The sequence below is a fragment of the Curvibacter microcysteis genome (assembly GCF_028649455.1).
GTDB lineage: Bacteria > Pseudomonadota > Gammaproteobacteria > Burkholderiales > Burkholderiaceae_C > Curvibacter > Curvibacter microcysteis.
This window is the reverse complement of sequence record NZ_JAQSIO010000004.1, coordinates 561626-587200: the sequence shown is the minus strand read 5'-3', so window position 1 is coordinate 587200 and position 25575 is coordinate 561626. Positions and strand designations below refer to the sequence as shown.

General features: G+C 63.2%; 24 protein-coding genes. 10 read left to right on the top strand and 14 right to left on the bottom strand.

All coding sequences use genetic code 11. The features are described from left to right. Positions 1-11: 11 nt before the first annotated feature. The 3 genes from PSQ39_RS14155 to PSQ39_RS14145 are packed head-to-tail and all read left to right on the top strand — an operon-like array spanning position 12 to position 4311. Positions 12-1688, top strand: a complete 1677-nt coding sequence (locus tag PSQ39_RS14155) for a SulP family inorganic anion transporter (protein ID WP_273927457.1) — start codon at positions 12-14, stop codon at positions 1686-1688. Between the two features lie 56 nt (positions 1689-1744). Next, positions 1745-3799 (top strand): polyphosphate kinase 1, encoded by a 2055-nt coding sequence (ppk1, locus tag PSQ39_RS14150; RefSeq protein WP_273927456.1) that lies wholly within the window; start codon positions 1745-1747, stop codon positions 3797-3799. Beyond that, complete coding sequence (locus PSQ39_RS14145) at positions 3799-4311, top strand: hypothetical protein (RefSeq protein WP_273927455.1); 513 nt, start codon at positions 3799-3801, stop codon at positions 4309-4311. Before ppk1 ends, PSQ39_RS14145 begins: the two co-directional genes overlap by 1 nt. A gap of 51 nt (positions 4312-4362) precedes the next feature. Here the strand turns inward: PSQ39_RS14145 and pap are convergent, their stop codons facing one another. Beyond that, positions 4363-6174, bottom strand: a complete 1812-nt coding sequence (gene pap, locus PSQ39_RS14140) for a polyphosphate:AMP phosphotransferase (RefSeq protein ID WP_273927454.1) — start codon at positions 6172-6174, stop codon at positions 4363-4365. Positions 6175-6196: 22 nt separating this feature from the next. Between pap and greB the strand changes: the two genes are divergently transcribed. Beyond that, positions 6197-6763 carry a transcription elongation factor GreB gene (greB, locus tag PSQ39_RS14135; RefSeq protein WP_273927453.1) on the top strand — a complete coding sequence of 189 codons (567 nt, stop codon included), beginning with the start codon at positions 6197-6199 and terminating at the stop codon, positions 6761-6763. A gap of 36 nt (positions 6764-6799) precedes the next feature. On the opposite strand, the gene PSQ39_RS14130 is transcribed toward greB, so the two are convergent. The 3 genes from PSQ39_RS14130 to gmk all read right to left on the bottom strand — a co-directional run bounded on the left by PSQ39_RS14130 (position 6800) and on the right by gmk (position 10009). After that, positions 6800-9076, bottom strand: coding sequence for a RelA/SpoT family protein (locus PSQ39_RS14130; RefSeq protein ID WP_273927452.1), 2277 nt, complete (start codon positions 9074-9076; stop codon positions 6800-6802). A 94-nt stretch (positions 9077-9170) separates the two neighbouring features. Beyond that, positions 9171-9371, bottom strand: coding sequence for a DNA-directed RNA polymerase subunit omega (gene rpoZ / locus PSQ39_RS14125; protein ID WP_273927451.1), 201 nt, complete (start codon positions 9369-9371; stop codon positions 9171-9173). A 17-nt stretch (positions 9372-9388) separates the two neighbouring features. Further along, the gene (gene gmk, locus PSQ39_RS14120; RefSeq protein ID WP_273927450.1) at positions 9389-10009 is read right to left on the bottom strand and encodes a guanylate kinase; all 621 of its coding nucleotides are present in this window, start codon (positions 10007-10009) and stop codon (positions 9389-9391) included. Between the two features lie 271 nt (positions 10010-10280). Between gmk and PSQ39_RS14115 the strand changes: the two genes are divergently transcribed. Then, positions 10281-10598 carry a hypothetical protein gene (locus PSQ39_RS14115; RefSeq protein WP_409242033.1) on the top strand — a complete coding sequence of 106 codons (318 nt, stop codon included), beginning with the start codon at positions 10281-10283 and terminating at the stop codon, positions 10596-10598. 65 nt (positions 10599-10663) lie between these two features. Here the strand turns inward: PSQ39_RS14115 and PSQ39_RS14110 are convergent, their stop codons facing one another. The 7 genes from PSQ39_RS14110 to PSQ39_RS14080 all read right to left on the bottom strand — a co-directional run bounded on the left by PSQ39_RS14110 (position 10664) and on the right by PSQ39_RS14080 (position 18820). Then, a complete protein-coding gene (locus tag PSQ39_RS14110) occupies positions 10664-11917 on the bottom strand; it encodes a DUF2252 domain-containing protein (RefSeq protein ID WP_273927449.1) in 1254 nt (417 codons plus the stop codon). A 136-nt stretch (positions 11918-12053) separates the two neighbouring features. After that, positions 12054-14336: a PAS domain-containing sensor histidine kinase gene (locus PSQ39_RS14105; RefSeq protein ID WP_273927448.1), complete on the bottom strand. Its 2283-nt coding sequence runs from the start codon at positions 14334-14336 to the stop codon at positions 12054-12056. Between the two features lie 33 nt (positions 14337-14369). Beyond that, entirely contained in the window at positions 14370-15245 is an 876-nt protein-coding gene (locus tag PSQ39_RS14100; RefSeq protein WP_273927447.1) for a phosphate/phosphite/phosphonate ABC transporter substrate-binding protein, read from the bottom strand. A gap of 190 nt (positions 15246-15435) precedes the next feature. Then, positions 15436-16455 (bottom strand): TRAP transporter substrate-binding protein, encoded by a 1020-nt coding sequence (locus tag PSQ39_RS14095; RefSeq protein WP_273927446.1) that lies wholly within the window; start codon positions 16453-16455, stop codon positions 15436-15438. 52 nt (positions 16456-16507) lie between these two features. Next, positions 16508-17800, bottom strand: a complete 1293-nt coding sequence (locus tag PSQ39_RS14090) for a TRAP transporter large permease (protein ID WP_273927445.1) — start codon at positions 17798-17800, stop codon at positions 16508-16510. Positions 17801-17804: 4 nt separating this feature from the next. Beyond that, complete coding sequence (locus PSQ39_RS14085) at positions 17805-18314, bottom strand: TRAP transporter small permease (protein WP_273927444.1); 510 nt, start codon at positions 18312-18314, stop codon at positions 17805-17807. After that, the gene (locus tag PSQ39_RS14080) at positions 18311-18820 is read right to left on the bottom strand and encodes a gluconokinase (protein ID WP_273927443.1); all 510 of its coding nucleotides are present in this window, start codon (positions 18818-18820) and stop codon (positions 18311-18313) included. Before PSQ39_RS14080 ends, PSQ39_RS14085 begins: the two co-directional genes overlap by 4 nt. Before the next feature lie 192 nt (positions 18821-19012). Here PSQ39_RS14080 and gntR point away from each other — a divergent pair, with 192 nt between their 5' ends. Further along, positions 19013-20038 (top strand): HTH-type transcriptional regulator GntR, encoded by a 1026-nt coding sequence (gene gntR, locus PSQ39_RS14075; protein ID WP_273927442.1) that lies wholly within the window; start codon positions 19013-19015, stop codon positions 20036-20038. 64 nt (positions 20039-20102) lie between these two features. Here gntR and PSQ39_RS14070 read toward each other — a convergent pair whose 3' ends face one another. Beyond that, positions 20103-20639, bottom strand: coding sequence for an Mpo1 family 2-hydroxy fatty acid dioxygenase (locus tag PSQ39_RS14070; RefSeq protein ID WP_273927441.1), 537 nt, complete (start codon positions 20637-20639; stop codon positions 20103-20105). A gap of 146 nt (positions 20640-20785) precedes the next feature. Here PSQ39_RS14070 and PSQ39_RS14065 point away from each other — a divergent pair, with 146 nt between their 5' ends. Next, a complete protein-coding gene (locus PSQ39_RS14065; protein WP_273927440.1) occupies positions 20786-21499 on the top strand; it encodes a Crp/Fnr family transcriptional regulator in 714 nt (237 codons plus the stop codon). Here the strand turns inward: PSQ39_RS14065 and PSQ39_RS14060 are convergent. Continuing rightward, entirely contained in the window at positions 21433-22389 is a 957-nt protein-coding gene (locus tag PSQ39_RS14060) for a LysR family transcriptional regulator (RefSeq protein ID WP_273927439.1), read from the bottom strand. The two genes, PSQ39_RS14065 and PSQ39_RS14060, sit on opposite strands and share 67 nt — an antisense overlap. Before the next feature lie 133 nt (positions 22390-22522). Between PSQ39_RS14060 and PSQ39_RS14055 the strand changes: the two genes are divergently transcribed. Further along, positions 22523-23332 carry an SDR family NAD(P)-dependent oxidoreductase gene (locus tag PSQ39_RS14055; RefSeq protein ID WP_273927438.1) on the top strand — a complete coding sequence of 270 codons (810 nt, stop codon included), beginning with the start codon at positions 22523-22525 and terminating at the stop codon, positions 23330-23332. Between the two features lie 12 nt (positions 23333-23344). Here PSQ39_RS14055 and PSQ39_RS14050 read toward each other — a convergent pair whose 3' ends face one another. Next, the gene (locus PSQ39_RS14050) at positions 23345-23824 is read right to left on the bottom strand and encodes a MarR family winged helix-turn-helix transcriptional regulator (protein ID WP_273927437.1); all 480 of its coding nucleotides are present in this window, start codon (positions 23822-23824) and stop codon (positions 23345-23347) included. A gap of 55 nt (positions 23825-23879) precedes the next feature. On the opposite strand from PSQ39_RS14050, the gene PSQ39_RS14045 reads away from it, so the two are divergent. Next, positions 23880-24713, top strand: a complete 834-nt coding sequence (locus PSQ39_RS14045) for a siderophore-interacting protein (RefSeq protein ID WP_273927436.1) — start codon at positions 23880-23882, stop codon at positions 24711-24713. Between the two features lie 161 nt (positions 24714-24874). Next, positions 24875-25549 (top strand): TetR/AcrR family transcriptional regulator, encoded by a 675-nt coding sequence (locus tag PSQ39_RS14040; protein WP_273927435.1) that lies wholly within the window; start codon positions 24875-24877, stop codon positions 25547-25549. Positions 25550-25575: the final 26 nt, after the last annotated feature.

The following is a 25575-nucleotide window of genomic DNA, read 5'->3' as shown; positions in this document are numbered from 1 at the left end:
GCCCGATCACCATGAACTCTGCCTCCCTGAAAAGCCGGGCCGGCTCGGATCTGCCTTGGATGGACATGGTTGCTGGCTTGTCCCTGGCGGGGCTGCTGGCCTCGTCCAGCATTGCTTATGCGCGCCTGGGACAACTGCCCCCCCAAGCGGGTTTGATCGCGTCGGCACTGGGCTTGTTGTGCTACGGCCTGGTGGGACGCAGCCGGTTCGCGGTGGTGGCCCCGACATCGTCGTCGGCCACGGTGATGGCGGCTGCGACAGCCTCCATGGCCGGGGGCAATGCCCTGTTGCAAATGGGTTTGTCCACCGCCTTGGTCGTGCTGACCGGATTGATGTTCATGTTGGCGGGCTTGTTGCGCTTGGGGCGCATCTCCGACTTCATCGCTCGGCCGGTGCTGCGTGGGTTTTCTTTGGGCTTGGCCTGGGTCATCTGCATCAAACAGGTGCCGACCCTGGTGGGCTATTCGGCCCAGGCCTCAGGTGCCTTGCCCACGGCTTGGGAGCTGGTGACCCATGTCGACCAATGGCATCCATGGAGTCTTATGGTGGGTCTGACGGCGCTTGGCTTGCTGTGTCTGGGGGGGATCTATCAAAAATTGCCCATGGCATTTGCCGTCATTGTGTTGGGCATTGTGGCCAATCGAATGCTGGGTTTGAACGCCTTGGGGGTGGCCGAAGTGGGGGCGATTCAATTGACTCTGCAGCGGCCTCAACTGCCCTCCTTGAGTCAGGCGCAGTGGCAGCAATTGGCCGAGATGGCCATGGCCGTCATGCTGATGGTTTACGGTGAATCCTGCACCTCGATCCGGACCTACTCTTTGATCAAGAAAGACCCCGTCGACGCCAACCGCGACCTGTGGGCCCTGGGCTTGAGCAATCTGACCTCTGGCTTGTTCAACGGCTTGCCGGTGGGTGCCGGTTTTTCACAAACTTCTGCCAGTGTGGTGTACGGCGCTCAAGGCAAGGCGACCACGTGGGTTGCGTTGGTGGCGCTGCTGATTCTGGTGGGGACTTCATTGCCCTACCTGGCCTTGACACCAGAGCCGGTGTTGGCGGCTATTGTGATTTTTTCGATGTGGAAGAGCCTCGGATGGGGACCCCTCAAAATCTATTTTGGCCTGCACCGCAGCCGCCTCAGCGCGGTCGCTGCGGCCTTGGGCGCCATCTTTTTTGGGGTGTTGGATGGCCTGATCCTTGGCATCGGCATGAGCTTCATCATGGCTCTATTGCAACTGGGAAAAGGGGCTGTACAGGAACTGGGACGGTTGGGCCAAGACACGGTGTGGGTGGATCGGGACGCCTGTCCTGAGGCCCAAGGTGTCCCGGGGGTCATGGTGCTGCGCCCCGATGAAGGCTTCACCTTTGCCAACGCCGAAAGCCTTTGCCATGCCATTCGCCAGCGCATCGAATCTGCGCCCATACCGCCTCAGGTCCTGGTGCTGAGCCTGGAGCGCAGTCCGGATCTCGATGGAGGCGCTGTGGAGAGCTTGCGGGAGTTGGTTCAGTCCCTGCAGGAGCAGGAGATCCGCCTGATTTTCGTGCGCTTGAGCACGCGTGTGATTCAGGTTCTGGAAACGGTTCATTTGTTCGGCATTCCTGATGAACACCTGTCTGAACTCACCGTTCACCAAGGGGTGCTGCAAGCCGAAAAAAGCATGGGCAGCGCGAACGCTGGTGCCGCGGCATGAGCAGCTCTTTGACCTCGCGAGCCTCGGGGCCCATCGGACCCAGGACAGCCCAGCCCGTGCTGCTACTGAACCGCGAGCTGGCGATTTTGGAGTTCAACCGCCGGGTGTTGGCTCAGGCGGCCCTGGCCAATATCCCTGTGTTGGAGCGCCTGCGCTACCTCACCATTGTGTCGGCCAACCTGGACGAATTTTTTGAGGTCCGCATGGCGCCTCACATGGCAGCCTTGCGTGACGCATTGCCAGGCAGTGGGGAGGCGGCTCGCCTGAAGCTGGAGCTGCAACGCATTGGTGGCGCCGTGCGGGAGCTTTTGCAAGCCCAGTGCCGTGTTTACACCGAAGAGTTGCGTGCTGCCCTGGGCGATCAAAAAATCGCCATCTTGGGCCATGTGGACCGAGATGCTGCCCAGCAAGACTGGGTTCGCCAGTACTTTGTGAAAGAGGTCAAACCGCTGCTGTCGGCGACCCTCATTGACCCGCGCCATCCCTTTCCCAAGGTGGCCAACAAATCGCTGAACTTCATTCTTCGATTGCAGCCCAAGAAGAAAGGGGCTGTGCCAGTCGAATCGGTGCTGGCGGTGATCAAAATTCCCCGCGCCTTGCCTCGTGTGATCCGACTGCCCGCCAAGGTGAGTCAGGGGCGGCAGGTCTTCGTACTCTTGTCGAGCGTGCTGCGCTCCAACCTGTCGATCCTGCTGCCAGAGCACCATGTGTTGGACTGTGCCCAGTTTCGGCTGACCCGGGACTCTGATCTGTGGGTCCGAGACGATGACCAGACCGATCTGCGCCAGGCGCTGAACTCTCAGCTGCATACCCGGCAATTTGGCATGCCGGTGCGACTGGAGGTCAACGCCCAATGCTCACGGGCCCTGGCACGCCTGCTGCTGCAACAGTTCGAGCTGCCTGCCTGTGCCTTGTACCGAATGGATGCGCCGCTCAATTTGGTGCGTTTGCAGCAAGTGCTTGATTTGGCCGAGCCTGGCAAACACCGGTTCAAGCCCTACGAGCCGGGTTGGACGCCGGCGCTGCAGCGCAAGGAGTCCATGTGGTCGCAATTGGCCCGGCGTGATGTGCTGTTGCACCATCCATATGAGTCTTTTGAGCCCGTGCTTCAACTGCTGCGCGAGGCGGCGGACGACAAGCATGTGTTGCAAATTCAGCAGACCATTTACCGTGCAGGTCTCCATTCAGAGGTCATGGACTTGTTGTGCAAGGCGGCACGCCGAGGCAAGGAAGTGACGGTGGTGTTCGAGCTCATGGCTCGGTTCGACGAGGCGGTCAACATCGCCTGGGCCGAGCAACTGGAGAAACTGGGCGGGCAGGTGTTGTATGGCTTGCCCGGCATGAAGACACACTGCAAGATGCTGTTGATCACGCGCCGCGAGAAAAAGCAGTGGCGCCACTATGCCCACATCTCGACGGGCAACTACAACGTGAGCACGACGCGGTCCTATACCGATCTGGGCTTCCTCACCAGCCATCCCGAATTTTGTGCCGATATCCAAGCCATGTTTGTGGCCTTGCGTCAGCACCAGGATGCGCCAGCGCTCAAGCACTTGGTCAATGCGCCGCAGCACTTGCGCCAGACATTGTTGAGTCACTTGGTCGAGGTCAGTGCCCAGGCCCGGCGTGGGCGTGAAGCGCGGGTGCTGCTCAAGCTCAACGCCTTGACCGATGAGGGGCTGATCGCGGCGCTGGTCGACGCGGCCCAGGCCGGCGCGCAGGTGGACCTGATCGTGCGCGGTGCGTGCTTGTTGCCGCCGGGGCTGCCTGAGCTCACGGAGCGGGTCCGCGTGCGCTCCATCATCGGGCGCTTTCTCGAGCATTCGCGGGTCTACCACATGGTGGCCGGCGAGCAGGTGTGGACCTACCTCAGCAGTGCGGATGGCATGGCCCGCAATCTGGACCGGCGGGTGGAGTTGGCCTGGCCCCTGCTGGATCCCGTGCTGCGTCAGCGGGTTTACGACGAGGTGCTGACACCGTATTTGCTGGATGGAGAGGACGCCTGGGCGCAAGGCCCAGATGGCCGTTACCAAGCCGTCAAAGGCGTGTACCCATCGGCCCAGCAAGCGTTGATGCGCAAGCACGCCGGTGCACGAAAGAAGGATGTGTGATGGCCAGCACGCATTGGCCGGTGAATCTGATCCCGCACGGACTGAGCCCCACCCAAGAGGGCTATTTGATGTTCCTCTACGCCTTTGGGTTCATGGTGTTGGTGATTGCGACCCATGGCTTTCTATTGCTCTCGCTGGTGTTGCGCTTGTTCAAGAACAAAAAGCTCCTCAACCTTCAGCATCCCTTTCGTCTCAAGCTGATGTTTGTGCTGGTCATCATGCTCATCTTGTTCCTGCACTTCATTGAGATTCAAAGTTGGGCGCTGTTCGTCTGGATGAGTCACTACTACCGCGGCTTCCTGTCTTCGGTGTATTTTGCGGGCCTCGCCTATTCGACCTTGGGACTGTATGGCGAGACCCGCTATGAGCAGTGGCAGCAAGCCTTGCCCTTGATGATTGCGTTTTCGGGCATGTTCTGCACGGGGCTGAGTGGCAGCATGTTGTTCACCTTGCTGATGTCGGCGTTGCAGGGGTCCCGACAAGTGGCGTCAGATGCTTCAGCGGAGGTGTGAGAGGCAACACTGCTGAAGGCGGCCCTGTTTTGCAGCGCCACCTTCCGATGTTCAGCCTTTCTCGTTTCTGGCCTTCTTGGATTTATCGGACTTCTGGGCTTTGAGCACGGAGGCTGAGGGGGCGTTAGGGGCTTGCAGGGCGGGAGGCTGTGCCTCATTGAGCGCCCGTTCGAGCTGTTCGCAAACCGTGCGCAGGATTTTCACCCGGGCGTGTTTCTTGTCATTGCCCTCGATCAGCGTCCAGGGAGCGTTGCCGGTGCTGGTGCGCTCGACCATGTCGCAGACGGCGTGTTGGTAGCTGTCCCACTTGTCTCGGTTGCGCCAGTCTTCGTCGGTCAGCTTGTAGCGCTTGAAAGGGATGCTTTCGCGTTCCTTGAAGCGTCGGAGTTGTTCCTCTTGGCTGATTTGGACCCAGAACTTGACCACGACGATGCCCACATCGGTCATACCGTGTTCGAAGTCGTTGATCTCGGCATAGGCCCTTTGCCAATCCTTGGGTTCGCAAAAGCCCTCGATGCGCTCCACCAGCACCCGGCCATACCAGGTGCGGTCAAAGATGCTGACCGTGCCGCGCCTGGGCAGGTGACGCCAGAAACGCCAGAGATAGGGTTGCTGGCGTTCTTCTTCACTCGGGGCCGCGATCGGAATCACTTGGTATTGGCGGGCGTCGAGGGCGGCGCAGATGCGGCGGATGGCGCCGCCTTTGCCCGCGGCATCGGCGCCTTCAAAGGCACAGACCAGGGCGCGGTTTTGAAAACGTGGGTCACGCACCAGCCCAGCCAGGCGGCTCTGCCAATGGGCCAGTTCCGTCTTGTAGGACTTCTGGGGCAGTTGCTGGCTCAGGTCGAGGGAGCTGAGGATGTTGCGCCCGTCGGCGTCCACGCGGGGCGCAGGGGCTGCGCGCGGAATGGGCGGCACCACGGCTTGATCCAGCCGTTCGCGCAGGGCCTTGAGCAGCATTTGCCCGACTGCCAAAGACCGATAACGGTCGTCTGTGGCCTCCAGAATGGTCCATGGCGCCCAAGGCGTGCTGGTGGTGCGTAGCAAGGGTTCGGCTGTTTGCTGCAACTGGTCGTAGGTTTTGACGCGGTCCCAGTTCCAGGAGGTGACACGCCAGGCGGTACGCGGATCCTTCTCCAGCTCTTTCAGGCGCTCGCGCTGCGCGTCCTTGGAGAGGTGGAACCAGAACTTCAGAATCAGCGTGCCCTCTTGTGCGAGCATGCCCTCGAACCGGTTGATCTGGGTGGCCCGGGCCTCCAGTTGCGCTTGTGTGATTTCGCCTGCGATGTGTTGACGGATCGGCTCGGAATACCACGACCCGGCAAAAATCCCGACCCGACCCTTGGGGGGGAGCGAGCGCCAATAGCGCCACATGGGGGGGTGGAGTCGCTCCTCCTGCGTGGGTTGGGCGAAGGCAAGGGTCGAGACGAATCGAGGATCCATCCACTCGTAAAGCGTGTTGATGGTCTCGCCCTTACCGGCGCCGTCTTGTCCGCTGATGATCAGCAGCACGGGGAAGGGCTTTTTTTCGAACAACTCGGCCTGAGCTTGAAGCAAGGCGGTGCGCAATTCGGGAACAGCTTCGCGGAATGCCGCTTTGCTGACCCGATGACCAATTTCTGCCGATTCGAACATGCTGCGTTTCTCCGTGATGGGGACGACATTCAGTGGACGAACCCCAGCGAGCGGTGCATCCATTGGGCCTGTCTCACACCTTGCCTCCGTGAGGTGGGCCTGGCGGGACTGTTTTGATTGTGCGATCAAAGCGAGGGGACTCAGTCGCTGGCCGGGGCCGTCCAGAAGCCCTGTGGACCCGGCTGTGGACCCGGTGAGGGCCCCTACAATCGCCCCGGAGGTGGTCATCAGGCCACAGGAGACGAATGGGATGAGCAAGGCGTTCACACGCGAAACCGACTCGGACGATGACGAGGACCTGGCTCTGCCACCCTTGCCGGCAGGCGCACGCAACTACATCACGGGGCAGGGCTACCAGCGTTTGCGCGATGAACTGCTGGGATTGATCGATGTGGAGCGGCCCAAGATCGTGGACATCGTGCACTGGGCGGCCAGCAATGGCGATCGTTCGGAAAACGGGGACTACCTGTATGGCAAGAAGCGCCTGCGTGAGATCGATCGTCGCATCCGATTTTTGACCAAGCGTCTGGAAATCGCCGAGGTCACCGATCCCAGCGTGCACCACGGCAATGATCGGGTGTTCTTTGGTGCCACCGTGACATACGAGGACGAACAAGGGCAGCAGCGCACGGTCACCATCTTGGGCATCGATGAGGCCGACAGCGCCCAGCAACAGGTCAGCTGGGTGTCGCCCGTGGCGCGGGCCCTGCTGAAGGCGCGCGAGGGGGATGTGGTCAAACTCATCACCCCCTCAGGGCCTGTCGACATTGAGATTTTGCAGGTCCGCTACCCGGCCCCGAGCACCACTGCGGTGTGACCGTCGGCGTGCTGGCGGGACGGGTCAACGCGGTGCTCAGCCCGCCGGTTTGATGCGCGCCGCGCGCAGCACGGTGGGCGTGCGTGCCAAATGGCGCAGCGCCGCATCCAGGTGGGTGGCGTCCTGAACTGAGACCAGAAAGCGCAAGTCGGCCGTGTCAGCTGGGCCCTCATCGCCCATGTCCACATGGGTGATGTCGACTTCGGAGCTGGCCAGTTCGGCGGCGACTCGGGCCAGCACGCCCTTTCGGTTGGTGACGGTCACCACCAGCCCGGTCTCGAAAGCGCGCACGGGCTCGTCGGCCCAGTCCACCGCGATGAAGCGTTCGGCATCCTTGTACTGCAAGCGCTTGGCCGTGCCGCAGTCGGCCGTGTGCACCACCAAGCCTTCGCCCCGGCCCAGGTAGCCGACGATGGCGTCGCCTGGAATGGGGCGGCAGCAGGGCGCGTACTTCACGGATGCGTTCTCGCTGCCATCGAGCAGCACGGCACCTTGCGACAACTTTTCGTGCGAGGTGTAGCGCTCGCGGGTGAGCAGCAGGGCGTCGCGTTTTTCGCCGCCTTCGGTCATCAACACGGTCAGTCGCTTGGCCACCATGCTGGCGATGCGTTTGCCCAGGCCAATGTCGGTCATCAGCTCGCTGCGCGTCTTGTTGCCGGTGAAGCGCAGCAGCTTTTCCCAGATGCCGGGGAAGGCCGGGTCGCGCGATTCGGGCAACTTCTCAAGCCCCTCGGCCCGCAGGGCCTGGGTGAGCAGCTTCTCGCCCAGGTCTTCGGACTCGGTGAGTGCCAGCGTCTTGAGGTAGTGGCGGATCTTGGAGCGGGCGCGGCCAGTGCGAACAAAACCCAGCCACGCCGGGTTGGGTGAGGACACCGGGGCGGTGATGACTTCGATCACGTCCCCGTTCTTGAGCTCGGTGCGCAAAGGCACCTGTTCGCCATTGATCTTGCCCGCCACGGTGCGGTCGCCGATGTTGCTGTGGATGGCGTAGGCGAAGTCGACCACGGTGGCGCCGCGCGGCAGCGCCATGATCTGGCTTTTCGGCGTGAACACGTAGACCGCGTCCGGGAACAGGTCGACCTTGACGTGGTCCCAGAATTCGGCGGCGTCTCGGGTTTCGTTCTGGATGTCGAGCAGCGACTGCAGCCATTTTGTGCCCAGGCGCTCAGACGGGTCACCATCATGGTCGCTGGCCTTGTACAGCCAGTGGGCGGCCACGCCTGACTCGGCCACCATGTGCATGTCCTCGGTGCGCATCTGGAACTCGATGTTGATGCCCGAGGGACCCACCAGGGTGGTGTGCAGCGACTGGTAGCCATTGACCTTGGCGATGGCGATGTGGTCCTTGAACTTGCCAGGCACCGGCTTGTACATCTGGTGCAACACACCCAGCGCGGTGTAGCAGTCCGTGATGCCAGGCACGATGATGCGAAAGCCGTAGATGTCGGTCACCTGGGCAAAGCTCAGGTGTTTGTCGTCCATCTTGCGGTAGATGGAGAACAGGGTTTTTTCACGCCCGGCGATGCGGATGCGCATGCCCAGTTTGGCAAAGGCCGCGTCCACATCAACCTGGACTTTTTGCACCAGGTCGCGGCGCCGGCTGCGCGCCTTGGCCACCGCCTTGGACAGGATGGCGTGGCGCCAGGGGTGCAGATGGCGGAAGGACAGGTCCTGCAGTTCGCGGTAGGTCTGGTTCAGACCCAGGCGGTGCGCGATGGGGGCATAGATGTCCAGCGTCTCGGAGGCGATGCGGCCCCACTTGCTTTTGGGCATGTCCGACATCGTGCGCATGTTGTGCGTGCGATCGGCCAGCTTGATCAGGATGACGCGCACATCGCGCGCCATGGCCAGCAGCATCTTGCGGAAGGATTCCGCCTGGTTCTCCTCGCGGGTGTTGAACTCGAGCTTGTCGAGTTTGGTCAGCCCGTCCACCAGCTCGGCCACCTGAAGGCCGAATCGGTCCATCAGTTCGGACTTGGTGACGCCGCAGTCTTCCAGGGCATCGTGCAGCAAGGCGGCCATCAAGGCCTGGGCATCGAGCTTCCAGACCGCGCATTGGGCGGCCACCGCGATCGGGTGGGTGATGTAGGGCTCGCCACTGTTGCGCAACTGGCCCAGGTGGGCCTCATCGGCAAAGCGATAGGCCTGGCGCACTTGCTCGATACCGGCCGGGCCCAGGTAGTCCAGGGCGTCGGTCAAGGCGGCAAAGCTGGCGGCAGCCGCGTTGGCCGCCGCTGCTGTGCCCTTGGGGGTCACAGCAGGTGCGTTTTTCGGGGGCTTGGCAGGGGAAGGTGTAGGCAGCACCGCAGTCATGCTTGTAATGTAGCGTTCTTGAAGGGCGTGGCAGACAGAGAAAAAAAAAGCACCGCGCGCAGGCGGTGCTTTTTCGGGCCCATTCGGCCGGGGTTCAGGGAACCTTTTTGAGCATTTCGATGCCGATCTTGCCTTCAGCGATCTCGCGCAGGGCGGTCACGGCGGGCTTGTTCTTGCTCTCGATCTTGGGCGAGTGGCCCTGGCTCAACATGCGGGCGCGGTAGGTGGCCGCCAGAACCAGCTGGAAGCGGTTCGGGATATTGACCAGGCAATCTTCAACGGTAATGCGTGCCATCAGAATTCTCCGCGGGGCTAGTCGATGTTCAGTGAATGGAAAGTGTCTGCCCGGGCGCGTCGCTGGGCAGCATATTTGAGGCGTTGGGCGTGGACCACGGCTTTCAAGTCGAAAAGCGCGCGCTCAAACAACTCGTTGATTATAACGAAGTCGAATTTGCGGGCCTGGGCCATCTCCTCAGCGGCGTTTTTCAGGCGCAGATCGATCACCTCCGCGCTGTCTTCGCCGCGGCGTTCAAGGCGCGAGCGCAGCTCTTCCCAGCTCGGCGGCAGGATGAAGATCAGGATGGCGTTGGCAAAGATTTCCTTGACCTGGATCGCGCCTTGGAAGTCGATCTCGAGGATCACATCGGCGCCTTCGGCAATGCGCTCTTCAATCGCCTTGCGCGAGGTGCCGTAGCGGTTGCCATGCACATGGGCCCATTCGACAAAGGCCTGGCCTGCGACCATGGCGTCGAACTCGGGCTGCGAGACGAAAAAGTACTCGCGGCCATGCTTCTCTTGGCCACGCGGCGGCCGGGTGGTGTGCGAGACAGAGGGCTGCACGCGGGAGTCGAGCTCCAGCAGTGCTTTGACAAGGCTGGACTTGCCGGCGCCGCTGGGGGCGGCCACGACAAACAGATTTCCTGGGTAATCCATGGTGTGTGTTTGGGTTCAGCGCGGGGGCTGTGACGCGTTGGAGGCTTGCGCATCTGATCCCGCTGAGGCTCGGTTTGCGACCGCGCAGTCCGGGGAGCAGGCTGCTTCATGGCCGCATTTTAACGGTGTGTCGCCTCGGCGCCTGCTGCCCCGGCGTGAGCTTCGAGCAGCGGGGCGGTGCCAGGGATGTCGCCACAGGCGTGACCCAGTTCTCCAAGCATGTGTAATTTTGATCGGATCAACGGAAATACGTCTGCTGCAGTGCTATTGTTTGAGCGTATTTCAGTTCATTCCCTCATTTTTTGGAGTTCTTCATATGTCCAAATTCATGCTCGTCCTGATCTCTGGTTTTTTGGCCGCCAGCGCTGGCTTGGCCCAGGCATCGGATTGCGAATCCAAGGCGGTGGGAAAGAACGGCAAGCCCCTGGCCGGTGCAGCCAAGACTTCGTTCATGAAAAAGTGCGAGGCGGAGGGCGCAGGCGCTGCGCCCAGCTGTGAGGCCAAGGCGGTCAGCAAAGAGGGCAAGCCGTTGGCGGGTGCGGCCAAGGCGTCCTTCGTCAAGAAGTGCGAAGCTGACGCGAAGAAGTAAGGCGACTCACCCCAGCGCAATGGGGTGGGCACGACGGCCTGCAGTGGGGCCGTGGCAAGGCTCGCTCAGGTGGTGCCTGCCAACCCCAGCGGCGAACTCACAAACGCCTTCCACTGGTCCTGTGTGGTCTGCACCATGTGTTGGGCTGCTTCCAGCAGGCCGTCCACCCATTGGGTCTTTTCTGCGAAGTGAATCAAGGCGTCCGCATTGGCCGATCCACTGCGCCCGGCCGCCCTCAACTGGTCCCAGGCCAGCAAGTGGCCCAGGGTCTGGGCCAGGGCGGGCAGGTGTTCTTTGGCCTGTTGGCCTTTGCCTACACTGACCCGATCTTCGCTGGGTTGCAGGCCGCGCAAGACGCAGGCTTGACCGTCAAAGTGCACGGCATCCAGGAAGGCGTGGTTGACCGCTTGCACCCGCTGCTGCACACCGACGATGCGGTGGGCCTCATCCATCCATGTGGGCTGCCTGACCCCTTGGGTCGCCAGCACGGGTGCCAGTGAACTGCTCTGGGCGGCTTTCAGGTCCAGCAGCAGATGGCCATCCGGTCCCCCTTTTCCTTCCACCAGGACCACGTAGCGTGGCAAGCCCAGACTGCCTGTGCCCGCAATGCGCCGCGCCACATCTTTGACTTTGAAGTACCCGGCTGGGCGCAGGGTTTGCTGTTGTGCGTACTGATGGATGAAGGCGGTCACACGTTCGCGTTGCGCTTCACTGGCCGGCAGCGCTTTTTGACCGTCGGCCCGCAGTTGACGTTGACCGGCTTGCAGGACGGTGCGGCTGTTCAAAAAGTCCACCCGGTGCCGGGTTTGCAGGCGGGTGAACAGCTCGGCCACCAAACCTGTGGCGGTGCTGCCCTGCACCCACAGGGGCTTGCCCTGGAGCAGGGCTTCGCGGTAAGCCTGCACGCAGTGCTGACTCAGTTCGCGCGCCTGGGCTGGGCTGGCTTTGAGTTCGTCGGCACCGCATTGCAGGCTGGTGAGCAGCCGCAGCAAGTCCCAGGTGCAGGGGGCGAGGGCGGCTTCGTCGAAGTCGTTGATGTCGAAATAGGCCTGCCGATCGTCACCCTTGTAGCTGCCGAAGTTCTCGAAGTGAAGGTCCCCGCAGGCCCAGGCCAATGGCGCTGAAATCAGGCTGGGGGTGGCGGGCAGGTTGGGGTAGAACAGGTGACAGGCGCCCCGCAGGAAAACAAAGGGGCTTTGACGCATCTTGGCGTACTTGAGGGCCAAGCGCTCAGGATCGCGCCCCTGGTTGTACTGGATCAGGGCGTTGACCACCGGGTCCGTCACCTCGGGCACGTGGGGTTTGAGTGTGTGAGACATGGTGTGTGGCCCCTGTCAATAGCGATGGCGCAGTTTAGGGGCTCGTCAGGCCCGCCCAGAGGCAGGACCTCGCCGCTGAGCCAGTGCAATTTGCCTTCAGGGCTGCGGCCCGGAGGGCAGGCCGGCTCACCCCGAATCAGGTCAGGTTTTGCCAGCCGCTGTGCTCACTGCTGGGGGTCACTTCAGGCAGCCAAAGCGTGACCACGCTGCCCACACCGTGCTCGCTGTCAATGTGCAATTGTCCCCCTTGGAGTTCCATGATTTCTTTCACGATGCTCATGCCCAACCCGGTTCCCGGGATGGTGCCAGAGGTGTCGGCGCGGTAAAACCGTTCACTGACGCGGCTCAGTTGCTCGGGCGTCATGCCGATGCCTTGGTCGCGGATCTCAAAGCCCACGATGGCGTGCCCGTCTCTCTGGTCGCTGACGATGCGTACCTGGACCGCACCGCCTTGCGGGGAGTATTTGTAGGCGTTGGACAGCACGTTGCCAATCGCTTGGGCCATTTTTTTGCGGTCCACCTGCACCAGGGCCATGCCAGGGCCCCGGTCAAACGCAGGTGGCGGCCGTTGCTTGGGTGGGTTGAAGTCATGCAGCAGGGACTCGGCCAGGTGCACCAAGTCCAAGGTCTCGATTTCAAAGTCCTTGCCACGCCGGGCCTCGATGCGGGCCAGGTCCAGCAGCTCGTTGATGATGGAAATCATCAGCTCAGACTGGCGGTGAATGGTCTTGACCAGGTCCTCGCGTTGGTCGGGTTTGAGCTTGGGGAACTGCAGCAACTCGGAAAACCCATAGATGCTGGTCATGGGGGTGCGCAGTTCGTGGGCCGCTGTGGACAGGAACTCGCTCTTCATCTGATCGACTTCGGTCTCGTGCGTCACGTCGCGCAGGGACAGCACTTGCGAGATCACACTCGACTGGCTCTCTCTCAGGCCCAGTTGCAGGATGCGCCGGGCGGGACGGGCCAGCTCGATGATGGTGCGCCGGGGGGCGTCGGCCGCGCCATCGGTCGGCAAGTCGCGCAGGATGGACTCAAAGCTGCGCCAGCGGGTGGCGCTGTTGGCTTGTTGGTGCAGCAGTCGTTCGACCTGGGCCTCGGGTTGGCCAATCAGCTGCTCCACGCTCAGACCGGTCAGCTGGGTGAACGCGGAGCTCACGTAGTTGGCGCGGCGCTCGGCATCAAAAGACACAAAACCATCCGGACTCAGCTCAAAGATGGCGTTCAGCTGTTCGCCGCGCGCCTGCAGCTTTTGCACCAGGGTCGAGATCATGCCGGAAATGGCTTCCAGGTCGTCGCTGGCACTGGGTACCGGCGTGGCGATGTCTTGCGTGAACTCTTCCAGCACCTTGCGCATGGAAATCAGCGCAGAGGCGCGTGACTTGAGCTCGGCCCGCAGGCGCATGTCCAGTTCATGTTGCTCGCTCATGTCACGGCAGGCCAGCACGTAGCCCACGGTGTCGCCCTCGGGCGAGAGGATGGCCGACAAGGTGGTGTCGATGACCAACTCATGGCCTGCACTGTTGCGCACCGTGCGGCGGCGCCCCCGCCAGGCTTGCAGCGTGATGGTGGCCGGAATCACCTGGGGCATCAGGCGCGAGGCTAATTGCCCCTGCACCTGTTCAGGCTCCAGGCCCAGCAACTCGCAAGCCGCCGGGTTGGCCAGGATGACCACACCCTGGGCGTCCAGGGTCAGCACCGCGTCCGCGATGGCCCCCAGGGTGACCGCCGCTTGGTGGCGTTGCGATTGCAGGTGGGCCGCCGCGCGTCCCAGCACTTCAAAGGTCTGTCGGAACTCCGTGGGGGCTTGGTCGGCCACCAGGATCTCGGCGGACACCTCTCCGCTGGTCATGGCTTTCTCAAAGGCTTGCACCCGGTTCAGGCCGCCCAGCCAGCGCACCAGGGGGAACAGAATCAGCATCAGCCCGCCCCCAATGCCCAGGCCGCCCAGCAGCAGGGCCAGACGGATCTGGCTCCACAAGCGCCCAGCGATGTCCCGTGCGTCAAAGTTAAGGCGCAGCACACCGTAATCCTGGCCGCCCACGTTGATGGGCAGGTTCACGTCATAGAGCTTGCTGTCGACAGCATTCATCAGCCACTCCGGTGGCTCGGTGCTGGTGGGCGGGGGGCTCAAGGCCTTGACCACGCCCCCGTTGCGATCAATGAAGCTGGCGGCCTTGAGCACCGAGTGGTCGACCGTACGCGACAGGGCTTGGCGCACCGTGTCGTAGTCGCCGATCACCACGCTGTCCGAGATGATGGGCGCGATGATCGAGCCCAAGGCATCCCCGCGCAACTGCTCGTCTTCTAACACCACGTTGAGTTGGTAGTAGTAGAAAAGCCCCAAGCCGCCGAGCACAAAGCCCAGCAAGGTCACGGTGTAGAGCGCGAACACCCGCCCGACCAAAGAGCCGGGGAGCATTCGTTCAAGAAGTCTGGCGATGATCAATTGGGCTCAACGGAGAGAGGCTGGCGCGTTGCGGTAAAAATCGCGGTAGGTACCGTATTCGCTGCCGTCCGACTGGATGAAATAAGCCTCGGCGGTCAGGCCGACTTGTTCCGACGCTTTTTGCAAAATGTCTCGTCCTTTGGGGTCCTGGTGCATGCCCAAAAAGGCTTGAGCGACCGCCTTGGTGACCTTGTCAGGCACGCCTGCGGCTGACATCAGCGCCAGGTCGTACAGCGGCGGGGAGGACCACAGCACGCGGAGTTTCTTGTTTTCGCGCCGGGCATAGCCTTCGGCCAGCTGGGAGTTGGTGCCCACGGCGACCACTTTGCCACTGCCGAGCTGCACGAAGGCCGCGTCCATGTTGCCGCCAAACACCGATTTCACCTCGATCTTCTTGGACATCAGGTGGGCGGTCGGAAACTTGTAAGCCACCAGGGCTTCCGGGCCGGGAAAGGCAATGTCTTTGCCTTGCAGTTGGGCCAGCTCCGTGATGGGGGAGTCCGCTGGTACCACGATCTGAGCGTGCAGCGGGGGGGTGAGTCGGCGGCCGAAGACCTTCCAGCCCAGCTTTTCGCGCTCCGGGCTGAAGAGGTGGTTGGAGAACACAAACTCCACTTCTTGCGCCAGCACATAGGCCGTGGTGTCGGCCGACGTACGCCCGATTTTGAGCTGGAGCTTGATGCCGCTCTTCTCACTGACGTACGCGATGATCGGGTTCCAATAGGCGGCGGTGAGGTTGATGCCGTACTGGTTGACCGGAGAGAAACGGTAGGTGTTGGGCTCAGCGGGGGGGCTTTGTGCCCAGCCAAAAGTGGCGGGTGCCAGCAAACTGAGTGCGGTCAAGGCCTGAGCCAAACGGCGATTCATGGAACGAGCAGCCATGGAAACTCCAGCAGGTTTGCGGTGAAGGCGAGGGCATGTCAACCGGGGTCGGGCGGTCTGATGCGCCAACTGTCAGCACATGTTAGCGGCATATCGGGTGGACGCTGAAAGCCGTTGAGCACAAAAAAACCGGGCCGCGCAATGCGGGCCCGGTCATGGCAGGTCAATTGACCGTGATTTGGACGCGTGCTTACTTTTGGCCGCGCAGCTTGGCCAGTTCAGCCTGGGTATCGCGCCACAGGTCCATGCCGACCTGGGTGGCGATGCTGGCGTTGACCTTGGTCAATTTGTCTCGCATGCGGGCCGACTCAGCAGGCGACAGCTCATTGATCTGCATGCCCTTGGCCTTCAGATCCGCCAGGGCACGGGTGGCTTCCTCACGCGTGTCTTTGCGCTCGAAGTCGCGGCTGGCGCGGGCGGCGTCTTGCAACACCTTCTTCTCGGCCGCGTTCAGGCCGTCCCACCACTTTTTGCTGACCAGCAGCACCCAGGGGCTGTAGACGTGGTTGGTCACGCTCAAGAACTTCTGCACCTCGTAGAACTTGCTCGACAGGATGGTGTTGTACGGGTTTTCCTGACCGTCCACGGTGTTGGTTTCCATGGCGCTGAACAGCTCGGAGAAGGGCAGGGGCACAGCATTGGCGCCCAGGGTTTTGAAGCTGTCCAGGTAGACGTTGTTCTGCATCACGCGCAGCTTGATGCCGTTGAGGTCTTCCAACTTGCCCACGGGGCGCTTGCTATTGGTCAGATTGCGGAAGCCGTTTTCCCAATAGACCAGACCGACCAAGCCCTTGTCCTGCAGCTTGTCCAGCACCTTCTGGCCGATCGGGCCATCGAGCACGGCATCGGCTTCGCGGGTGTTGTTGAACAGGAAAGGGGTGTCCCACAAAGCCATTTCGGCGGTGATGCCGACCAGGGTGGCGGTGGAGCCCACCATCATTTCCTGCGCGCCACCGATCAGGGCTTGTTGCATCTGGGTGTCTGGGCCCAGGGCGGCGGCGCCGATGGCGCGGATCTTCATCTTGCCACCCGAGGCCTTTTCGACGGCTTCCGCAAACACCTTGGCCGCACGGCCTTGGTTGCTTTGCTCGTTGAGGCCGTAGCCAAAACGGATCAGGCGGGGCTTGAAGTCTTGAGCGATGGCGGCGCCCGTGCTGGCCAAGGCGGCGAGGGAGAGGGCGGCCAGCAGGCTGCGACGGAACAGTTTCATGGGGGTCTCCAGAGGTTTAACTAAATCGACAGGTCGTTGGCAGGGCCACAGCTCAGCGCAACCACACCACGGGGGCGGTGACCAACTGCGGGAAGATGACGAACAGGGTCAGGATGAACACATAGGTGATCAGGAAGGGGTTCACACCCTTGATCACGCTGTGCATCGAGATGCGGCCCACGCCGGCCACCACATTGAGCACCGTGCCCACGGGCGGGGTGATCAGGCCGATGGCGCCGTTGAGCACGAACATCAGGCCGAAGTACACGGGGTCGATCCCGGCCTTGACGGCAATGGGCAACATCACCGGTGCGAAGATCAGGATGGTCGGCGTCAGGTCCAGCGCGGTGCCGATCAGCACGAGCACGATCATCATCACGGCCATCAGCAGACGCGGGCTTTCCACCAGTGGGCCGAGCCAGCCGGTCAGCACGCTGGGCAAATCAGCCAGGGTGATCATGTAACTGGCCACTTGGGCGCCGGCGCACAGGAACATCACGATGGCGGTCGTCTTGGCCGCGCGCACCAGCACGCCGTGGATTTCGCTGAACTTCATTTCGCGGTGCACAAACAAGGCCACCACCAGCGCGTAGAAGGCCGCCACCACCGCCGCTTCAGTGGGCGTGAACAGGCCCGACTTCATGCCGCCGATGATGATCAAAGGCATCAGCAGGGCCCAGAAGGCCTTGGCGGTCGTGCGCAGGCGTTGGGCCATGGGCAGCGGCTCGCCCTGGGGCAGTTCGATACCGCGCAGCACCCAGCGCCAAGCGAAGATCAGGCCGGCGCCCATCATCAAGCCCGGCACGATGCCGGACACGAACAGCGCCGAGATCGAGGTGTTGGTGGTCACGCCATAGATCACAAAAGGCATGGACGGCGGGATGATGGGGGCGATGATGCCGCCCGAGGCGATCAGGCCCGCGGAGGTGTTCATCGGGTAGCCTTGCTGGCGCATCATGGGCAGCAAGATGGTGGCCAGCGCGGCGGTGTCGGCCAATGCCGAGCCGCTCATGCTGGCCATCAACACGGCCGCGCCAATGGCCACATAGCCCAGGCCGCCGCGGATGTGGCCCACCCAGGCCTGCGCCATGTCGATGATGCGCCGGCTGATGCCGCCGGAGTTCATCAGTTCACCGGCCAGGATGAAGAAAGGCACGGCCAGCAGCGGAAAGCTGTCCACGCCAGCCACCAGGTTTTGCGCCAGCAACTGGGTGTCCCAGAAGTCGAGCACAAACGCCATGCCGGCGCCGGTCAGCACCAGGGCCAGGCCCATGTTCATGCCGCTGCCCATCAGCACCAGCATGCCCAGAGAGAAAACAATAAAGGCAAGACCTTCGGGACTCATGGCGTCACTCCACTTCAGCGCCGTGACCCAGGTCCAGCGGTTTGCGTTGAATCAGCTCGATCAAGGCCATCACGCCGATGGCGGCCGAGCACAAAAAAGCAGGCAGGGGCAGCAGGGCCGCCGAGTAGCCCAGCACCACCGAGTGGCTTTCCAGCCCCACCACCACCTGCTGCCAGGCGCCCCAGGCCAGCATGGTGCAAGCGGCGATCACCAGCAGGCGAATCACGGCGCTGAGCAAGCCAAACCACAGCGGTCGGCCTTGCAGCAGGCCGGCCAGGCTGGTGAAGGCCATGTGTTCGCCCATGGGGTAGGAGGCCGCCGCGCCAATGAACACCATCCAGACAAACAGCAGGCGCGACAACTCTTCGCTGGCGGCCACGCCGCTGCCAAAGCCGTAGCGCAGCACCACGTTGATGAAGACGGCCACCGCCATCACGCCCAGGCAGCAGGCCATCAAGGTGTGGGCGGCGCGGGTGAAGCGGCCGGTGGGGGCGGCCGAGGTGTCGGTGCTCATGCGTTCTCCGGGTTCGGTTGAAGGGCCGCCGGGGTGGTTGGGCTCAGCCAGGCCGAGACCTGGGCTTGCAGCTCGGCCAGGGGGCGCAGCGCGTCCACGCGCAGCACACCGGCCTCACCCAAGGGGGATTCCAGGGTGGCGAATTGGCTGTCCACCAGGGTGCTGGAGAAGAAGTGGCTGGCCCGCGAGGCCACCCGCTCACCGGCAGCTTGGCGGTCAATGTCCAGGAACACAAAGCGCAGGTCGGGGCGGGCCTGGCGCAATTGGTCCCGGTAGGCTTTTTTGAGGGCGGAGCAGGTCAGCACCACGCCGGCGGGTTGGGCCTGCAGCAACTGACCCAGGGTTTGCAGCCAGCCTTGGCGGTCGGCGTCGGTGAGAGCCGTGCCTTGCTGCATCTTGTCGCGGCTGGCCTGGCTGTGGTGGTCGTCGCCTTCGATCAGCGGGACTTGTTCAGCCTGAGCCAGTGCCGCGCCCAGGCTGGATTTGCCGCAACCGGCGACGCCCATGACAACAACTGGAGGTTTCATTTTCGGATAGCGCTATCCCAGAAGGGAATAAAAAAAGGACCGGCAATCAAACCGGCGCGGCTCGACATTTTCGTTATGATCGAACGCACACCCATTGAGTAAGGTCAAGTTTGGATAGCGCTATCCTATCCAAAACCGCCTTGCCTTCACTACGTACAAACCCTAGGATTCATGCCCCGCTCGCCTGCCCATCAGCGCGCCACTGGCCGTGTCACCTTGGCCGATGTGGCCTTGGCGGCCGGCGTCAGTCCGATCACGGTGTCCCGCGCCTTGCGCGGTGAACGCGCGGTGGACCCCTTGCTGGTGGAGCGTGTGCAGGCTGCGGCGCTCAAACTCGGGTATGTGCCCGATCCAGCGGCGCGGGCGCTGGCTTCCAAGCGCAGCACCCATGTGGCCGTGCTGATCCCGATGCTGTCCAACGAGCTGTTTGTGGGCTTGCTGGAGGCGGCACAAACCCGCTTGCGCGCCGCCGGTTACCAGACCCTGATCGGCATCACCCACTACGACCCCAGCGAGGAAGAGCAGTTGCTGCGCGAGCAGTTGATGCACCGCCCGGCTGGCTTGTTGGTGACGGGTTTCGACCGCACCGAAGCCACGCGCCGGTTGATGGCGCAAAGCGGTGTGCCCTGCGTGCACATGATGGAGAACAGCGCCGATCCGGCGGTCTACAGCGTGGGGTTTTCGCAGACTGACGCGGCCGTCACCATGACCCGGCACTTGCTGGCCCAGGGCTATCGGCGCATCGCTTTTGCCGCGGCCCAGTTGGATCCGCGCACCTTGCAGCGCCAGCAGGGCTGGCGCCAGGCCTTGCAGGCCGAAGGCTTGTACGACCCCGCGTTGGAGTGGATGAACCCCGCGCCGTCCTCCATGGCGCTGGGCGGGCGCTTGTTCCAGCAAATCATGGGGCAGTCGCCCTCTGTGGATGCGGTGTTCTTCTGTAACGACGACTTGGCCCAGGGGGCTTTGCTGGCGGCCAACCGCCTGCAGATCGCCGTGCCCCAGCGCGTGGCCATCGCGGGTTTCAACGACCTCACCGGCAGCGACTTGATGCTGCCCGCGTTGAGCACCGTGCACACCCCCCTGGCCCGCATTGGGGACGAGGCCGCCGGCCTCCTGCTCAAGCTGATGCGCGGCGAGCCGGTCACCCAGGGCTGCATCGCGCTGGACTACCAATTGGTCGTGCGCAAGAGCACCTGAGGTGCCGCCTCAAGCCGGGTGGTCGGCGCCCCAGAGTGGTCCACACCGGGCCGATGGCGGGACCTCAAGACGCCTTGGCCGCCGAGGGCGCTGGTCCGCTGCGCGTGGGGCCTGCTTCGACCTCGATGTCGTGGCGCAGGGTGAGGCACATGCCCAGGGCAAACAGCAGTTCGGCCACGACAAACAGGGGGCCCACCAGCAGCCCCACCAGATCGTCTACAAACGCTGGCTTGCGCCCTTCAAAGTAGTGACCCACGAACTGGATCACCCACCCCAGGCTGAACAAGCCCACGCCCCAGCCCAGCCAATGGGCGGTGCTGCCCTCGGCCAGGGGGTGCGCGAGGCCGACCAAGGCCCCCACGGCCGCGCTGACCAGCCACTCGACCAGGCCTTGGCCGCGGCGCAGGTACCAGGCGGTGCTGGCGGCCCAGGCCAGCCAGGCGGCGCTCAAGGGGAATCCCACCAGCTCAAAGCGGGCGCGGGCCAACAAGACACCCACGGCCAGCACAATCATCGGGACCCCGATCAAGTGGGTGGTGATGTTGCGTCGATCGCGGTGGTAATGGGCGTACCGGGTCAGCAGTTCCTGGGTGTTTGGCATGGGTGTCTCCTGTTGTATGAATGCGCTGCGGCGACGCTGCTGAGGCCCGCGTCACCCGAGGCCATGCTAAGAGTCGGTCGTCGGCACGACTGTCAAACCCGATACATTTAAGGCCCCGTGCCTGGCTGGCTCTGGCCTTTGCTTCGATGAAACTCCTCCCAACGCCCCCTGCCGAGTTGCTGCCTGCCTTGCGCAGCGACACCTGGTTTGACCAGTGCCCTGGTGACTTTCAACAGGCCTTGTTGCGCCACGCTCAACTGTGGTCGCTGGACGATGGCGAAGCCTTGTACCAGCGGGGAGGGCGGGTGTCGGACCTGTGCTGCGTCACAGCGGGCGCCTTGCGCGTGGGGGCCTGGGGCGAGGACGGCAGCGCGTCGCTGTTGGCCTACATCGAGCCCTACCAATGGCTGGGTGAAATCTCCCTGCTGGACGACCGCCCCCGCAGCCACGACGTAGTGGCCGACGGCCCGACCACGGTGCTGCGCATCCCCGAGGCTGCGTTGCAGGATTGGCTGGCCCAGCACCCGGTGCATTGGCGGGCCCTGGCCCAGTTGGCTTGCGCCAAACTGCGCATGACCTTCATGGCGCTGGAAGACATCGCCCGGCTGCCACTGGAGCAGCGCCTGGCCAAGCGTTTGTGGCTGGTGTCGAGCGGCTATGGCGCGCGCAGCGGGCCACCCCGCCGCTTGATCCGGCTGCCGCAAGAGCAACTGGCCTTGATGCTCGGCGTGAGTCGGCAAAGTGCCAGCAAGGCCTTGCACGCCCTGGAGCTGCGCGGCTGGATCAGCCTGCGCTACGGCACCATCGAATTGCTGGACTGGGAGGCGCTGCGAGCGCTGTCTGAAGGCCCATCCACATAAGGGATCAGCACCCCGGCCAGCCAATCCATGAAGACCTGAACCCGGCGCGCCAGCTGGCGGCGGTGCGGGTAGAGCAATGACACAGGCAGGGGCGGCGCACGGTAGCGGGGCAGGACCTCGACCAACTGGCCTGAGTCCATCCAGGGTCGCAGGCCGGCCAGCGGGGCTTGGATCAGGCCCAGACCAGCCAGGCAGGCGGCTTGGTAGGCCTCGGTGCTGTTCACGCTCAGCGCCCCCTGCATGGGCAGGGTGTGGCATTGACCCCGTTCATCGCACCATTCCCAGCCACCACCCCGAGCGCCCAGCGGGCTTTGGTAATGCACCAACTGGTGCCCAGCCAGGTCCGCCAGGGTTTGTGGATGGCCCTGCGCCTGCAGGTAGGCCGGACTCGCGCAGTTGACCTGGGCCAGCTGGCCCAGGGGCCGAGCCACCAGGCCCGATTCCTCCAGGCGACCCACGCGCAGCACGCAGTCGAAGCCTTCGCGCACCAGGTCCACCCGGCGGTCGGTGCAGCTGAGCTCCAACTTCAGCAAAGGGTGTTGGCGCATGAATTCCGGTAGCCGGGGCAGCACCAGGTTTCTGGCCGTGCTCACCGGCATGTCCACTCGCAAGCGGCCGCTGAGCTGTTCGGGTTGCTGGCGAAACAGGCCTTGCAGTTCGTCCAGATCGGCCAGTACATCTTTGCTTCGCTCGTAAAACAGAGCACCGTCCGGCGTGAGTTGCACCCGGCGTGTGGTGCGCAGCAGCAGGCGCGTGCCGACTTGGCCTTCCAGTTGTTGAATGGCCAGGGACACGCTGGCCTTGGGACAGCCCAGTTGTTCAGCGGCTTGGGTGAAGCTGTGCAGCTCCGCCACCCGGACAAACGCGTGCAAGGTCTCGATGGGGTTCATGACCGCCTTTGATTGTTATTTCAGGCTGGATTGTGAAATCAAGATATCTGTATTTATTCTATTTTTTCAGATCAATAGACTGGCGTCACTTTTCAACCCCGACCGCCTGATCGGTCTTTTGCCAGGATCTGACATGACAAATTTTGACGCTGCCACACGGCCTTCGACCCCGCCCGCCGCCCCAGTGGCCCTGATCACTGGGGGCAGCCGGGGCCTGGGGCGCAGCATGGCCTTGGCCCTGGCGCGCCAGGGCACCGACGTGGTGCTGACCTACCGCCAGCAGCAAGCCGAGGCGCAGGCCGTGGTGGCCGAGATTGAAGCGCTGGGTGGGCGGGCCTTGGCCATGCCACTCGATGTGGGCATGGCCCAGGGCATGAGCGCTTACTTTGCTGACTTCGCGGGCCGTTTGCGCGAGGCTTTGGCCCAGCATTGGGGCGCCCGTCACTTGGATGCTTTGGTGAACAACGCGGGGGTGGGTGCGTATGCGCCCATCGCCGACACCCAGGAGGCGCAGTTCGATCTGCTGTTCAATGTGCACCTGAAGGGGGTGTTCTTCCTGACTCAGGCCCTCTTGCCTCTGTTGCGTGACGGCGGGCGGATCCTCAACGTGTCCAGTGGCCTGACGCGATTTGCCCTGCCGGGCTATGCGGCCTACGCCAGCATGAAGGGCGGCCTCGAGGTGCTGACACGCTATCTGGCCAAGGAGTTGGGCCCGCGCGGCATCGCGGTCAACGCGTTGGCGCCCGGTGCCATCGAAACCGATTTTGGGGATGGGGCGGTGCGTGACAACGTGGCGCTGAACCAATTCGTGGCCAGTCAAACCGCCTTGGGCCGGGTCGGCTTGCCCGATGACATCGGGGGCGTTGTGGCGGCGCTGCTGTCGCCTGGCAGCGCCTGGGTGAATGCGCAGCGCATCGAGGCTTCGGGCGGCATGTTCCTCTGAGGAACCACGCACTCAGTGTTGAGGCGAGGCGTTGGCGTCGCTGTCCAAATTGCCTCGCAAGCGCTTGAGCAGGCCCAGCAGTTGCGTCAATTCGCTCGGGGCCAGGCCGCGCAGGCTCAGCGCCAGCACCTCACGACGGGCCTGTTGCAAGGTCTGGTGCAGCGCCAGGCCGCTGGCCGAAGGGCTCAGGCACTGGCTGCGCCGGTCGTGCGGCGCAGGCTCGGCTTGCAAATAGCCCTCCGTGACCAAAGACTTGATCAGGCGCGCGATCTGGGCCTTGTCGCGGCCGCTGTGCTGCACCAGATCGCTTTGGCTCGCGCCGGGGTGGCGCACAAAGTACTGCAGCGCGCGCATTTCCATGGGCGGCAGCGCCTGGGCTTGTTCGCCCAAACCGTGGCGCAAGCGGCCCTTGAGCCCGAACACCAGCGCTTGCAGGCTTTCCAGCACCTCATCTTCCAGGGCGCCTGTGGGGTCTTGTTTTTTGGTTGACATTATCAACTTATATTTTTAATATTTGGTTGATCATATCAACTAACTGAAAGTGCCCATGTCTGCTGTGCTGAACCCCGTCATTCCCGATCACCTCTTGCCCCAGCGCGTGCGCCACAACGCGGTGGTGCGCCGCCTGCGTGTGCTGCGCAGCGGCCGCCCCAGCCCCGGCGTGATCAGCCTCACCGTGGGCGGCGAAGCGCTGCAAGGCTTTGTCTCGGCGGCCTTTGATGACCACTTGAAGCTGATGCTGCCGCCCCAGCCGGGCGCGCCCTTGGTCTTGCCTGAACTGCGCGATGGCCGCCCTGCCTGGCCCGAAGGCCTGCGCCCCGAGCAGCGCCCGGTGATGCGTGATTACACGCCGCGCCACTTTGACCCCATCAGCCTGGAGCTGGACCTGGAGTTCGCCGTGCACGGCGCAGGTCCTGCCGCGGATTGGGCCCTGCACGCCCGCCCAGGCGATGAAGTCGGCATCGGCGGGCCCAAGGGGTCGTGGGTGGTGCCGCCGGGCCACGATGCGTATGTGTTGGTGGGCGATGAAAGCGCTTTGCCCGCCATCGGCCGCCGCCTGGAAGAACTCCCCGCGCAGGCGCGAGTCACGGTGTTGGTCGAGGTCGCTCAGGCGGCGGATCAACGGGGCCTGAGCAGCCCTGCCCGGGTGGACTTGCGCTGGCTGGTGCGCGCGGACGCCGCGCCGGGCGAGCGATTGCTGCAAGCCGTGCGGGAGTTGCCCCTGCCGCCAGGCCACACCTACCTGTGGGCGGCCGGGGAAGGGCGCACCATGGCTGCGGTGCGTGAGCATTGGCTGGCACTGGGACAGCCTGCTTCCCTGATGCGCGTGGCCGCCTACTGGAAGCAAGGCCTGCCTGGTCACCATGAAAACCTGGCCTGAGCCGGGCCTGTCGCGCTTAAAAAGCCGCAAGTTCGTCACAACCGAGGGTAAACCCTGGTGATTGGCGAACAATTTCCTTCATTTCTCTCGGATATTCAAATGGCTGTCACCAAAAGTACTGCAAAATAGCACGACCGTTCGTTTTATTTGCAAGACAGCCCATGCCTGAAGCCTCTTCGATTGCCAAAAAGCCCCGTGCCGCCACGCGGGCGCGCAGTGGCCGCGCGCTGCAAAAAGGCCAGCAGACCAAGGCCGCCATTGTGGAGGCGGCCCTGGGCCTGGCCACCCAAATTGGCCTGGAAGGCCTGTCCATCGGGGCTTTGGCCGAAGTCACTCAAATGAGCAAGTCGGGCGTGTTTGCCCACTTCGGCTCGCGTGAAGAACTGCAAATCTCCGTCATCCGTGAGTACCACGTCCGATTCGAAGACGAGGTCTTCTACCCCGCCATGAGTGCCCCCCGGGGCCTGCCCCGCCTGCGCGCCATGTTCGCCAACTGGATGCAGCGCACCTCCGTCGAAATTGACTCGGGTTGCCTCTACATCAGCGGGGCCGTCGAGTTTGACGACCGACCGGGCCCGGTGCGCGACGCCCTGGCCAGTTCGGTCATGACCTGGCATGCCGCCATGAAGCGCGCCATCACCTTGGCCAAGCACGATGGCCAGTTGGGCGCCGACGTGAACGAGGACCAGATGCTGTTCGAAATCCACGGCCTGATCCTGGCCCTGCACTACGAGGCCCGCTTCCTCAAACACCCCGGTTCCATCGCCAAGGCCAATCAGGGCTTTGACAACATCCTGGCCCGCTACGGCGCGGCCGACCCCCACAGCGCGAGCTGATGGATTTCCCCCGTTTTTCGCTTTCA

Excerpts from the sequence above, each read along its gene's own strand:
- gntR (WP_273927442.1), top strand. The coding sequence starts at position 19,013 with ATGCCCCGCTCGCCTGCCCATCAGCGCGCCACTGGCCGTGTCACCTTG.
- pap (WP_273927454.1), bottom strand. The coding sequence starts at position 6,174 with ATGACCACCTCCGGGGCGATTGTAGGGGCCCTCACCGGGTCCACAGCC.
- gmk (WP_273927450.1), bottom strand. The coding sequence starts at position 10,009 with ATGGATTACCCAGGAAATCTGTTTGTCGTGGCCGCCCCCAGCGGCGCC.
- greB (WP_273927453.1), top strand. The coding sequence starts at position 6,197 with ATGAGCAAGGCGTTCACACGCGAAACCGACTCGGACGATGACGAGGAC.
- PSQ39_RS14055 (WP_273927438.1), top strand. The coding sequence starts at position 22,523 with ATGACAAATTTTGACGCTGCCACACGGCCTTCGACCCCGCCCGCCGCC.
- PSQ39_RS14155 (WP_273927457.1), top strand. The coding sequence starts at position 12 with ATGAACTCTGCCTCCCTGAAAAGCCGGGCCGGCTCGGATCTGCCTTGG.
- PSQ39_RS14130 (WP_273927452.1), bottom strand. The coding sequence starts at position 9,076 with ATGACTGCGGTGCTGCCTACACCTTCCCCTGCCAAGCCCCCGAAAAAC.
- PSQ39_RS14040 (WP_273927435.1), top strand. The coding sequence starts at position 24,875 with ATGCCTGAAGCCTCTTCGATTGCCAAAAAGCCCCGTGCCGCCACGCGG.
- PSQ39_RS14065 (WP_273927440.1), top strand. The coding sequence starts at position 20,786 with ATGAAACTCCTCCCAACGCCCCCTGCCGAGTTGCTGCCTGCCTTGCGC.
- PSQ39_RS14050 (WP_273927437.1), bottom strand. The coding sequence starts at position 23,824 with ATGTCAACCAAAAAACAAGACCCCACAGGCGCCCTGGAAGATGAGGTG.
- PSQ39_RS14090 (WP_273927445.1), bottom strand. The coding sequence starts at position 17,800 with ATGAGTCCCGAAGGTCTTGCCTTTATTGTTTTCTCTCTGGGCATGCTG.
- rpoZ (WP_273927451.1), bottom strand. The coding sequence starts at position 9,371 with ATGGCACGCATTACCGTTGAAGATTGCCTGGTCAATATCCCGAACCGC.
- PSQ39_RS14070 (WP_273927441.1), bottom strand. The coding sequence starts at position 20,639 with ATGCCAAACACCCAGGAACTGCTGACCCGGTACGCCCATTACCACCGC.
- PSQ39_RS14100 (WP_273927447.1), bottom strand. The coding sequence starts at position 15,245 with ATGGCTGCTCGTTCCATGAATCGCCGTTTGGCTCAGGCCTTGACCGCA.
- PSQ39_RS14080 (WP_273927443.1), bottom strand. The coding sequence starts at position 18,820 with ATGGGCGTCGCCGGTTGCGGCAAATCCAGCCTGGGCGCGGCACTGGCT.
- PSQ39_RS14085 (WP_273927444.1), bottom strand. The coding sequence starts at position 18,314 with ATGAGCACCGACACCTCGGCCGCCCCCACCGGCCGCTTCACCCGCGCC.
- PSQ39_RS14105 (WP_273927448.1), bottom strand. The coding sequence starts at position 14,336 with ATGCTCCCCGGCTCTTTGGTCGGGCGGGTGTTCGCGCTCTACACCGTG.
- PSQ39_RS14095 (WP_273927446.1), bottom strand. The coding sequence starts at position 16,455 with ATGAAACTGTTCCGTCGCAGCCTGCTGGCCGCCCTCTCCCTCGCCGCC.
- PSQ39_RS14145 (WP_273927455.1), top strand. The coding sequence starts at position 3,799 with ATGGCCAGCACGCATTGGCCGGTGAATCTGATCCCGCACGGACTGAGC.
- PSQ39_RS14045 (WP_273927436.1), top strand. The coding sequence starts at position 23,880 with ATGTCTGCTGTGCTGAACCCCGTCATTCCCGATCACCTCTTGCCCCAG.
- PSQ39_RS14060 (WP_273927439.1), bottom strand. The coding sequence starts at position 22,389 with ATGAACCCCATCGAGACCTTGCACGCGTTTGTCCGGGTGGCGGAGCTG.
- PSQ39_RS14110 (WP_273927449.1), bottom strand. The coding sequence starts at position 11,917 with ATGTCTCACACACTCAAACCCCACGTGCCCGAGGTGACGGACCCGGTG.